Source organism: Amycolatopsis anabasis, from assembly GCF_009765355.1.
GTDB lineage: Bacteria > Actinomycetota > Actinomycetes > Mycobacteriales > Pseudonocardiaceae > Amycolatopsis > Amycolatopsis anabasis.
The window spans coordinates 20,779-31,572 of record NZ_VTHK01000087.1 but is presented as its reverse complement, the minus strand read 5'-3'; the positions used below and the strand labels follow the sequence as shown (position 1 = coordinate 31,572).

The 10,794-nt window shown below is 72.3% G+C and carries 11 protein-coding genes; 3 read left to right on the top strand and 8 right to left on the bottom strand.

Annotation, left to right across the window (positions count from 1 at the left end):
* Positions 1-277: 277 nt before the first annotated feature.
* Positions 278-1,288 carry a DNA topoisomerase IB gene (locus tag FXO23_RS47365; RefSeq protein ID WP_158895210.1) on the bottom strand — a complete coding sequence of 337 codons (1,011 nt, stop codon included), beginning with the start codon at positions 1,286-1,288 and terminating at the stop codon, positions 278-280.
* Positions 1,289-1,384: 96 nt separating this feature from the next.
* On the opposite strand from FXO23_RS47365, the gene FXO23_RS47360 reads away from it, so the two are divergent.
* Positions 1,385-2,296, top strand: a complete 912-nt coding sequence (locus FXO23_RS47360; protein ID WP_158895208.1) for an alpha/beta hydrolase fold domain-containing protein — start codon at positions 1,385-1,387, stop codon at positions 2,294-2,296.
* Between the two features lie 4 nt (positions 2,297-2,300).
* On the opposite strand, the gene FXO23_RS47355 is transcribed toward FXO23_RS47360, so the two are convergent.
* Positions 2,301-3,329: a Ppx/GppA family phosphatase gene (locus tag FXO23_RS47355; RefSeq protein ID WP_158895206.1), complete on the bottom strand. Its 1,029-nt coding sequence runs from the start codon at positions 3,327-3,329 to the stop codon at positions 2,301-2,303.
* A 92-nt stretch (positions 3,330-3,421) separates the two neighbouring features.
* Here FXO23_RS47355 and FXO23_RS47350 point away from each other — a divergent pair, with 92 nt between their 5' ends.
* Complete coding sequence (locus FXO23_RS47350) at positions 3,422-4,882, top strand: aminotransferase class I/II-fold pyridoxal phosphate-dependent enzyme (RefSeq protein ID WP_158895204.1); 1,461 nt, start codon at positions 3,422-3,424, stop codon at positions 4,880-4,882.
* A gap of 31 nt (positions 4,883-4,913) precedes the next feature.
* A complete protein-coding gene (locus FXO23_RS47345; protein ID WP_158895202.1) occupies positions 4,914-5,528 on the top strand; it encodes a nitroreductase family protein in 615 nt (204 codons plus the stop codon).
* Here FXO23_RS47345 and FXO23_RS47340 read toward each other — a convergent pair.
* From FXO23_RS47340 to FXO23_RS47315, 6 genes are all read right to left on the bottom strand, one after another.
* Positions 5,525-5,947: an FHA domain-containing protein gene (locus FXO23_RS47340; RefSeq protein WP_158895200.1), complete on the bottom strand. Its 423-nt coding sequence runs from the start codon at positions 5,945-5,947 to the stop codon at positions 5,525-5,527. The genes FXO23_RS47345 and FXO23_RS47340 overlap by 4 nt on opposite strands.
* A gap of 62 nt (positions 5,948-6,009) precedes the next feature.
* Positions 6,010-6,942 (bottom strand): cobalamin-binding protein, encoded by a 933-nt coding sequence (locus tag FXO23_RS47335; RefSeq protein ID WP_158895198.1) that lies wholly within the window; start codon positions 6,940-6,942, stop codon positions 6,010-6,012.
* 17 nt (positions 6,943-6,959) lie between these two features.
* On the bottom strand, positions 6,960-7,739 hold the full coding sequence (locus FXO23_RS47330) for an enoyl-CoA hydratase (RefSeq protein WP_158895196.1): 780 nt from the start codon (positions 7,737-7,739) through the stop codon (positions 6,960-6,962).
* Entirely contained in the window at positions 7,736-8,623 is an 888-nt protein-coding gene (gene mmsB, locus FXO23_RS47325) for a 3-hydroxyisobutyrate dehydrogenase (RefSeq protein ID WP_158895194.1), read from the bottom strand. Before mmsB ends, FXO23_RS47330 begins: the two co-directional genes overlap by 4 nt.
* The gene (locus tag FXO23_RS47320; protein ID WP_158895192.1) at positions 8,620-9,654 is read right to left on the bottom strand and encodes an enoyl-CoA hydratase/isomerase family protein; all 1,035 of its coding nucleotides are present in this window, start codon (positions 9,652-9,654) and stop codon (positions 8,620-8,622) included. The genes mmsB and FXO23_RS47320 overlap by 4 nt, the downstream gene beginning before the upstream one ends.
* Positions 9,651-10,790, bottom strand: coding sequence for an acyl-CoA dehydrogenase family protein (locus FXO23_RS47315; RefSeq protein ID WP_158895190.1), 1,140 nt, complete (start codon positions 10,788-10,790; stop codon positions 9,651-9,653). Before FXO23_RS47315 ends, FXO23_RS47320 begins: the two co-directional genes overlap by 4 nt.
* Between the last annotated feature and the right edge of the window lie 4 nt (positions 10,791-10,794).

Genomic DNA, 10,794 nt, shown 5'->3' with positions numbered 1-10,794 from the left:
TGTCCCCCGTTTCGGGCGTGCGAGTCCCTCGTTTCGGTAGGCCGAGTTCCCCATTTCGGTAGGTGACCCCTGGGGCACCCCCGACGAGCACGGCCTCGTTGCGGTCCCTCCTAGCCGACAAAGCGCGACGAGCATCGGGGCGGCAGCCAGGCCCCGCCTGCACGCCCAGACCGGTCACCGTCTCTTGTAGGGGAACCAAATCTGAGGGTCGTGAGTATTCCGGCCGGTCAGAACCGGACCAAACACTCACGACCCCGGCAGCAGGCCACCGTGTGTTCTAGAACGCGGCCAGCATCCGGGCGGTCGCCCGCTCCAGGCCCTCGCGCACGCGGTCGTCCACGAGAACCTCGCTCCCGGCCCGCCGGACCGCGGCCCGGATCGTTCTGCCGTTCTCCCACGCCCGGATCACGCGAGGGTCCACATAGGACCGCCGGGCGACCGCCGGGGTGTTCCCGAGTTCCTCGGCGACCTCGCGCATGACCGCGGTCACCGCGCGCCGGCGGCCGCGTTTCGACCCGGGCAGTCCGGTGCTCGCGAAGGCCACCGCGGCCAAGACCGTGGCGTTCCAGGTGCGCAGGTCCTTGACGGTGAACTCCTCCCCCGCGAGCTCCTTGAACCGCTCGTTGACCTCCTCGGCCCGCACCTCGCGCCAGTGGCGGGAATTCCGGTACACGAGCAGGCGGCCACCGCCGGCCCGGGACCTCCGCAAACCTTTCAGCACCTTGGCGAGCGGGGCGTCGCGCAGGGCGACCGTGCATTCCACGCCGCTCTTCGCCGGGTACCGGAAGGTCAGCTCGTCGCCGCGGAAACCGACGTGTTCGGTCAGCAGCGTCGCCGCGCCGCGCGACCCGTTCTCCTCCGCGTACTCCTCGCCCCCGACCCGGAAAACACCCCGGTCGATCATCCGCAGCGCCGCCGCGAGGATCCGGCGGCGGCCGAACCCGCGCTCGCCCAGGTCCGCCTCGACCGCGGCGCGCACGGCGGGCAGCCGGCCCGCCAGCGCCAGCACCCGATCGTGCTTCTCCTCGTCGCGCGCCCGCCGCCACTGCTCGTGGTACAGGTACTGGCGGCGGCCCGCGTCGTCCCGGCCCACGGCCTGGATGTGCCCGTCCGGCTGGGGGCAGATCCACACCTCGCGCCAGGCCGGCGGGACGGCCAAGCGCCGGATCCGGTCCAGCGCCTCCGGATCGTCCAGCGGCGTCCCGTCCGGGGCGAGGTAGGAGAAACCGCGCCCCCGGCGCCGCCGCCGGATGCCGGGCGAGGAAAGCTCGCTGCGCCGCAATCGCATTCCCCGGTAATGCCCGAGCGGCCACGATCGAAACCCCGCGGTGATTGGATCGGGCGGCTCCCGGGTATCCCGGGACGGGCGACGAAAGGAGTACGGTTGACCAGTCTGCGAGCGCGCCTGATCATCGGCCTGCTGCGTGTCTCGGGGCAGAAGCGGTTCTACGCGGATGTGGCGACCATGCACCGCAAACTGCCCGCCCACCAGCGGGCGTCGAAGGCCCGCCCGCCGCGGTGGCTTCGCCGGAACTACCGGATCGAGCAGACCGAGGTGCACGGGTTTCCCTGCTACACGCTGCGCCCGCCCGGACCACTGCGCCAAGATCTGCACCTGCTGCACCTGCACGGCGGCGCGTACGTCGAACAGATCGAACGCCACCACTGGAACTTCGCGGGGCACGTCATCGACCGGCTCGGCTGCGCGGTCACCCTGCCGATCTACCCGCTGGCCCCGCGTTTCGACCACACGAAGACCGTGCCCATGGTGGAAGCCGTCTACGAACGGGTCTTGGACGGCTGCCCGCCGGAACACCGGATCATCTCCGGCGATTCGGCCGGGGCCGGGCTCGCCCTGGCGGTCGCGCAGCGGTTGCGCGCGGACCGGCGGCCGCAGCCCGCGCGGCTGGTGCTCTTCTCCCCGTGGCTGGACGTCACGATGGAGGACCCGGTGTCCGCGCTGATCGACGAGCGGGATCCGATGCTCGGTGTCCCGGGCCTGCGCGAGGCGGGCCGGATGTACGCCGACCAGGCCGATCCGCACGATCCGGAGATCAGCCCGATCAACGCCGACTTCACCGGGCTCGGGCCGTTCAGCGTCTTCATCGGCACCCGGGACCTGCTGCTGCCCCAGGCGCGCTGGCTCAAACGCGAAGTGGAGGAGGCCGGGAAGGCGCTCGACTACGTCGAATACCCCGGCATGTTCCACAACTGGATGATGCAGCCGATTCCGGAAGGCCGCGAAGCGCTGGACCAGCTCGAGCGCATCCTCCGGCGCCCGCCGCCCCGGCGGTGACCGCTCACCGCACGCGCTCGTGCTCCGGATGCGGGGCGAGCGGGGTCACCGTGGCTTCGGGCCCGCGCCCGTTCTGGACCAGCGGCTGCAACGGCAGCCCGGGCGCGTCGGCGCAGGCCTCGAGGTGGCGCAGCATGATCCCCTCCCGCAGCGCCCACGGGCACACCTCCGCCCGGTCGATGTCCAATGTGGACATTGTCGCGTCGGCGACCATCGCGCCCGCGACGATCTGCCGTGCCCGGGGGTGGGAGACACCCCGGAGTCCGGCCCGTTCGCTCGCCGTCCGGGCGGCCAGTTTCGGCACCCAGGCATGCACGTCGCGGCGCTTGAGCGTGCGCCGCACGAACGGCCCCTTGCGTTGCGGTGGCGCACCGGCCAGCCGGGCGAGCTGCTTGAACGTCTTCGAGGTCGCCACCGCGCGGCGCGGGGTGGCCTCCCAGCGGAGGCGGTCGGAGACCTCGCGCAGAGTGTCCCGGATGTGCGCCCGCAGCGCCTTGAGCTGCTTGCTCGTCGGTGGATCGCCGGCCAGGAAGCTCCGGGTCAGCAGCCCGGCGCCCAGCGGCAGCGAAAGGGCCAGTTCCGGTTCGGCGTCCCGGCCCAGCACCAGTTCCATCGAACCGCCCCCGATGTCCATGAGCAGCAGGCGGCCCGCCGACCAGCCGTACCAGCGATGTGCGGCCAGGTAGGTCAGCCGCGCCTCCTGCTCCCCGGAGAGGAACTGCGGCCGGACCCCGGACACCTCCTCGATGTGGTCGAGGACCTCGTCCCGGTTGACCGCGTCCCGCACCGCCGCGGTCACGAAGGGGTACAGCTGGTCGACCCCGCACCGGACGGCGGCCCGCACCGCCTCCGAAACCGCGTCCCCGACCCGGTCGATCCCCGCCTGGCTCAGCGCGCCGTCCGGCAGCACCTCCTCGCCGAGCAGGGTGGGCTTCTTCACCGCGTGCGCCGGCAACGGCGGCGCGCCCGGCGTCACGTCGACCACCTGCAACTGCGCGGAATTCGATCCGATGTCCAGCACTCCGAGTCGCATAGCGGAGGGGGTACCCAGACTCGGCGGCCCGACACTTCGCCCTGCGAAGCCGGGCCGGTGCCGCGAAACTGGATCAGGGAGGTTGTACGGCCATGAACAGGGATCATTCCCGGGCGCCGGTCCTGGAGGCGATCGCCGCCTACCGGGACCGCGGCGGGCTGGCGTTCACGCCACCCGGGCACAAGCAAGGACGGGGCGCCGATCCCCGGGTGGTCGAGTTGCTCGGTGAGGCAGCCTTCGCCGCCGATCTGCTCACCCTGAACGGGCTGGACGACCGGCGGCTGTCCCGGGGCGTGCTGACCGAGGCGCAGGGCCTGATGGCGGACGCGGTCGGCGCCGAGCACACCTTCTTCTCCACCTGCGGCAGTTCGCTGTCGGTGAAGAGCGCGATGCTCGCGGTGGCCGGTCCGCACGAGCGGATCCTGGTCTCCCGCAACGCGCACAAATCGGTGATCGCCGGTCTGATCATCAGCGGCGTGTGCCCGATCTGGGTGCGCCCCCGGTACGACCCCGAACTGTTCCTCGCCCATCCACCCGGCCCCGAAGAGGTGCGCGCCGCGCTGGCCGAAGCGCCGGAGGCCAAGGGGATGCTGCTCATCACGCCGACCGATTACGGCACCTGCGCCGACATCCGGAAAGTCGCGGAGATCTGTCACCAGAACGACCGGCCGCTGATCGTGGACGAGGCGTGGGGCGCGCATTTCCCGTTCCACGACAAGCTGCCGACCTGGGCGATGGACGCCGGCGCGGACCTCTGCGTGACCAGCACGCACAAGATGGGCGGCGGCCTGGAGCAGGCTTCGGTCTTCCACCTGCAAGGCGATCGGGTCCCCGCCGACGTGCTCAAGGCACGCGCGGATCTGCTCGGCACCACCAGCACCTCGGCGCTGCTGTTCGCCTCGCTCGACGCCTGGCGCCGCCAGATGGTCGAACAAGGCGCCGAACTGCTGGAAACCGCGCTGGCGCACGCCGCGACGGTCCGCGCCGCGGTCGACGAAACCGAGGGCCTGCGCGCGCTGGGCGAGGAATTCCTCGGCCCGAAGCTCGCCTTCGAACACGACTTCCTCAAAATCGTCATCGACGTGGCCGGGCTCGGCATCACCGGCTACCAGGCCGCGGACCGGCTGGCCGAGCAGCACATCCACGTCGGGCTGTCCGATCACCGCCGGATCGCCGCCCAGATCACCCACGCCGACGACGAGGAGACGGTGGCCGCCCTGATCCGCGCCCTCCGCGACCTGGCCGCCCGGCCCGAAGCGGCCGGCCGGACGCGCGAGGTGGAGCTCCCGGCGCCGGACGAGTTGATCCTGGAAATGCGGATGCTGCCCCGCGACGCGTTCTTCGCCCACGCCGAACACGTGCCGCTGGAGAAGGCCACCGGCCGGGTGTCGGCCGAGATGATCAGCCCCTACCCGCCCGGGGTGCCGGTGGTCGCACCCGGTGAGGTCATCACCGAACCGATCGTGCGCTACCTGCGCAGCGGCCTGGAAGCCGGGATGTTCCTTTACGACACAGCGGATCCCGAGCTGCGCACGGTCCGGGTCGTCACCTGATTTCCCGGTGCCCCGGCCCTAGGCTGGACGCGTGGAATTCTCCGAAGTGATCCGGCGGCGCCGGATGGTGCGCCACTACACCGATCAGCCGCTCCCGCCCGGGGTGGTCGACCGGGTGCTGCGCAACGCGCTGCGCGCGCCCTCGGCCGGTTTCTCCCAGGGCTGGGCGTTTCTCGTGCTGACCGAGGCCGCGGACCGGGCCCGGTTCTGGCCGTTCGTGCCGACCCGGGTGGAAAAGACCCCGACCATGCAGGACGCGCCCCTGGTCGTCGTGCCCCTGGCGCACAAACAGGCTTACCTGGACCGGTATGCCGAACCGGACAAGGGGTGGGAGGACCGGGCCGAAGCGCGGTGGCCGGCGCCGTACTGGCACATCGACACCGGGATGGCCGCGTTGATGATCCTGCTGACCGCCGTGGACGAGGGCCTCGGCGCCTGCTTCTTCGGGATCATGCCCGAGCATCTGGAACCGTTCCGGGCCGAGTTCGGCATCCCGGCGGAATACGCGCCGATCGGCGGGATCACCGTCGGCTACCGGGCGCCCGATCTGCCGCCGCAGAGCGCGCGGCTCGCCGAGCGGCGCCGCGGTCTGGAAGACGTCGTGCACCGCGGGCACTGGGGCCGCCGGAACCAGTGGCACGCCTAGAGCTTGCGGTGGTAGGCCAGGCGGAACTTGCCGATCCAGACCTCGTCGCCCTCGGCCAGCGGCGCCTCGCGGACCGGGCTGCGGTTGAGGTAGGTGCTGTTGAGCGAACCGCAGTCGCGGATCACGAACTGGCCCTGCTCGTGGCGGATCTCGGCGTGCTGCCGGGACACGGTGACGTCCTCGAGCACGATGTCGCAGTCCCGGCTCCGGCCGATCGTGGTGATCCCCTGGGTGAGCGGGAACCTGGTGCCGCTGGCCGGACCGCGGGTGATCACCAGGGACGCTTCGGTGGCCAGGTAGGCGGAGGGATCGCGAACCGGCGCGGGCGACGGTGCGTCGGGCGGCGGCGGAGGGCTGACGGCCGAGGTGGGTTCCGTCTCGTACCGGGGATCATCGATGGATCCGTCCCACGTAGTCATCTGACCTCCTGGTTCGCTCTGCCGTCCAGTCTGCACCACGGCCCGCCGAATCGGTGAGTTCTTCACGACCTCTCCCGGGCCGGGGTGGCGGCCCGGCGGGCTTCGCCGGGGGCGAGCGGTGGATCGAGTTCGACCCCGTGCAGCAGGTGCGCGAGGATTTCGGCGCCGCGCACCACCCGGGGGCCGGGGCGGTTGAAGTAGGCCGGGCCGTTCAGCACCCACACCGCGCCGTCCCGGACCGCGGGCAGCGCGGACCAGCCCGGACGTTCGGTCAGCGCGGAGAGTTCGGCGAAGGTGCGTTCGGGCGGGAACCCGCACGGCAGGACGAGCAGCACCTCGGGCCGGGCGTCCAGCACCGCCGCCCACTGGATCGGTTCGGTGTGCTCGCCGGGCTCGGCCAGGAGCGCCGCCCCACCGGCGTGGCCGATCTGTTCGGGCACCCAGTGCCCGGCCGGCCACACCGGGTCCAGCCATTCGACGGCCACCACCCGGGGACGGGCCCGTCCGGCCACCCGGCTCCGCACGGCCTCCAGGCGCCGCCGCAGCGCGGCTGCCCGGGCGGCCGCGACCTCGGGAACGCCGAGGGCCTCGCCGACCAGGTTCAGGCAGTCGAGCACCCCGGCCAGCGTGCGCGGTTCCAGGCTGAGCACCCGCGGACCCGCGTCGAGCACCCGCACGGCGTCGGAGACGCGGTGGTAGGACACCGCGCAGACCTCGCACAGGTCCTGGGTCAGCACCACGTCCGGCCGCAGTTCGGCGAGCAGATCGGTGTCCAGCGTGTACAGCGACGAACCGCGGTGGGTCGAGCCGCCGACCGCGTCCGAGATCTCCCGGCTGGACAGCGCCCGATCGTCCACGCCGGTCCCGGTCACCACGGGCACCGACTCGACCCCGGCCGGCCAGTCGCATTCGTGCGTGCGGCCCACGAGATCCGGCAGGCGGCCGAGTTCGGCGACCAGGTCGGTCGCGGCCGGGAGCAGCGAAACGATCCGCATCCACCCAGCCTAGGCGCTCATTCGTGGCGGAACTCGGGAACGCGTTTCTCCGCGAACGCGGCCATGCCCTCCTTCTGGTCGTGGGTGGCGAAGGTGGCGTGGAACAGGCGGCGTTCGAACAGGACGCCTTCGGACAGGGTGGTCTCGAAGGCCCGGTCGACCGCTTCCTTCACCATCCGGGCCGCCGGCGCGGACATGCTCGCGATCTTGGCGGCGACCGCCCGCGCCTCCTCGAGGAGCCGGTCGGCGGGCACGATCCGGGAGACCAGGCCGGCGCGTTCGGCCTCCTCGGCGTCCATGGTGCGGCCGGTCAGGCAGAGTTCCATGGCCTTGGCCTTGCCGATGGCGCGGGTCAGCCGCTGGGAACCACCCATCCCGGGGATGACACCGAGGGTGATCTCGGGCTGGCCGAACCGGGCGGTGTCCGCGGCGAGCAGGATGTCGCACATCATCGCGAGTTCGCAGCCGCCGCCGAGCGCGTATCCGGCGACCGCCGCGATCAGGGGCGTGCGGACCCGGGTCAGCGCGTCCCAGCCGGCGAACCAGTCGCTGGCGTACATCTCGCTGAAGGTTCGCGGCCGCATTTCCTTGATGTCCGCACCGGCGGCGAACGCCTTCGCCGACCCGGTGAGCACGATCGCGCCGATCGCCGGGTCACCGTCCAGCTCCGCCGCGGCGGTGGTCACCTCCCGCATGACCTGGAGGTTGAGCGCGTTCAACGCCTTCGGCCGGTCGAGGGTTATCCGCGCGACGCCGGGGTCCGGCCGGTCGACGGCGATGGTCTGGTAGCTGTTCACAGGGCTCCTTCACGGATGGCGGTGATGATGGCGGAGAAGTCCCGGCCGGGGCCGTCGCGCTCGACGAACGCGGCGAAGAGATCCGCCGCGGCCCGGCCGAGCGGGGTGCGCACGCCCTGCGCGGCGGCGGCCGAGGCGGCGAGGCCGAGATCCTTGAGCATCAGCCCGGCGGCGAAACCGCCCGCGTAGTCCCGGTTGGCCGGGCTGGCGGGCACCGGGCCCGGGACGGGGCAGTTGGTGGTCAGCGCCCAGCACTGGCCCGAGGCCGCGGACGCCACGTCGAACAGCGCCTGGTGGGTCAGGCCGAGCCGCTCGCCGAGGACGAACGCCTCGCTCACCGCGATCATCGAAACGCCGAGGATCAGGTTGTTGCAGATCTTCGCGGCCTGCCCGGCGCCCGAAGATCCACAGTGGACAACCCGGGCGCCCATGGCGCGCAGCAGGGGTTCGGCGGCGGTGAACGCCGCGGTCTCCCCGCCGACCATGAAGGTCAGGGTCGCGGCCGCGGCGCCGACCACGCCACCGGAGACCGGCGCGTCGACGGCGAGGTGCCCCGCTTCGGTGGCGAGCGCGGCGGCGGCCCGCGCGTCGGCGACGTCGATGGTCGAGCAGTCCAGGAACAGGGTTCCCGGGCGGGCGCGGGAAACGAGTTCGGCGTAGCAGTCGAGGACGTGCCGCCCGCCGGGCAGCATGGTGATGATCACGTCCGCGTCGCGGGCGGCTGCCGCGGCGCCGGTCGTGGCCAGGACGCCGCCGCGTCCGGCCTTCGCGAGCGCGTCCGGGACGGGATCGAATCCGCGGACCACCGCCCCGGCCTTGACCAGGTTCGCGGCCATCGGCCCGCCCATGTTGCCGAGCCCGAGGAACGCAACGGTCCCGTTCACGCGCCCACCCGGAGTTCGCCGTCGCCGAGCGGGGTGAAGAACCGGTCCACGAGATCGTCGCCGACCGCCTCGAGGGTCGGCGGCGACCAGCGGGGGTTGCGGTCCTTGTCGATGATCTGCGCCCGGATCCCCTCGACGAGGTCCGGCGAGCGCAGGCAGGCGTGCGCGATCCGGTATTCCTGCGCCAGCACCGATTCCAGATCGGGCAGCGCGGCGGCCGACCGCAGCGCGCGCAGGGTCACCTTGAGCGCCGTCGGCGATTTGCCCGCGATCTCCTTCGCCGCGGCGACGGCCGCTTCGCCGTGGTCGGCGAGCCGTTCGAGGATCTCCGCCACGGTCGGCGCCGCGTAGCACGCGTCGATCCAGTCCGCCTGCGCGGCCAGGGCGCTGTCCGGAGGCGTCTCCGCGAACGACCGCACCACCTCCGCCGGGTCGCCGCCGTCGCCGAGTGCGGCGACGAGCGCGCCGAGCCGGTCGCTGGGCACGAAGTGGTCGGCGAGTCCACAGTGGATCGCGTCCGCCCCGGACAGCTGCGCGGTGGTGAGCGCGACGTGCGTGCCGAGCCGCCCGGGAGCGCGCGACAGCAGGTACGTGCCGCCCACATCGGGCACGAAACCGATGCCGACCTCGGGCATGCCGATCCGGGACCGCTCGGTGACCACCCGCGGGCCACCGTGCGCGGAAACCCCGACCCCGCCGCCCATCACCAGCCCGTCCATCAGGGCGACATACGGTTTCGGATACCGGTCGATCCGGGCGTTGAGCCGGTATTCGTCCGCCCAGAAGGCCAGGGACGCCGTGCCCCCGGAACGCGCGTCGGCGTAGATGGACCGGATGTCGCCGCCCGCGCACAGCCCGCGCTCCCCGGCGCCGTCGAGCACCACGGCCCGGATCCGGTCGTCGGGTGCCCAGGCCGTGAGCGCGGCCGCGATCTCCCGCACCATCGCGTGGGTGAGCGCGTTGAGGGCCTTCGGCCGGTTCAGCGTGATCCGCCCCAGTCCGTTGTGGACGGTGAGCAGCACGTCGGTCATCGCGCCCCCTCCAGCATCGAACGGGAGACGATGACCCGCATGATCTCGTTGGTGCCTTCCAGGATCTGGTGGACCCGCAGGTCGCGCACGATCTTCTCCATTCCGTATTCGGCGAGGTAGCCGTAACCGCCGTGCAGTTGCAGCGCCTGGTTCGCCACGGCGAACCCGGTGTCGGTGGCGAAGCGCTTGGCCATGGCGCACAGCTCGGTGCGATCGTCCCGGCCGCTGTCCAGGGCGTCCGCGGCATGCCAGAGCAGGGTCCGCGCGGCCTCGAGTTCGGTGCGCATGTCCGCGAGCCGGAACCGCAGTGCCTGCGCCTCGGACAGCTTCGCGCCGAACGCCTCCCGCTCGCGGAGGTACCGCACCGCCTTGCGCAGCGCGGCCTCCGCGCCGCCGAGCGAGCAGGCGGCGATGTTCAGCCGCCCACCGTCCAAAGCGGACATCGCCACCCGGAAGCCGGAACCCTCCTCGCCGAGCCGGTCGCCCACCGGGACCCGGGCGCCCTCGAACACGACCTGCCGGGTGGGCTGGGCGTTCCAGCCCATCTTCACCTCGTTCGGGCCGAACGAGAGCCCGGGGGTGTCCCGCTCGACGACCAGGGCCGAGATGCCGCGCGGCCCCGGCCCGCCGGTGCGCGCCAGCACCACGTAGACATCCGAGGCGCCCGCACCGGAGATGAACTGCTTCAACCCGTCCAGCACGTAGTGGTCGCCGTCGCGCCGCGCGGTCGTGCGGATCGCCGCGGCGTCGGAACCCGCGCCGGGCTCGGTGAGGCAGTAGCTCCCCAGCCGTTCCATCGAGCACATCCCGGGCAGGAACCGGTGCCGCTGCCCGGTGTTCCCGTGCCGGTCGATCATCGAGGCGACCATGTTGTGGATGGACACGTACCCGGCGATCGACGGGCAACCGGTGGCCAGCGCTTCGAAGACCAACGCGGCGTCGAACCGGGTGAGCCCGGAACCGCCCACGTCCTCGGCCACGTAGATCCCGCCCAGGCCGAGTTGGGCGGCCTTGCGCAGGACGTCGACCGGGAAGTGCTTGGCCTGGTCCCACGCCAGCGCGTGCGGGGCCAGGTGCTCGGCGGCGAACTCGGCCGCGGTCTCCGCGAGCGCGCGCTGTTCGTCGGAAAGTCTCATCGGC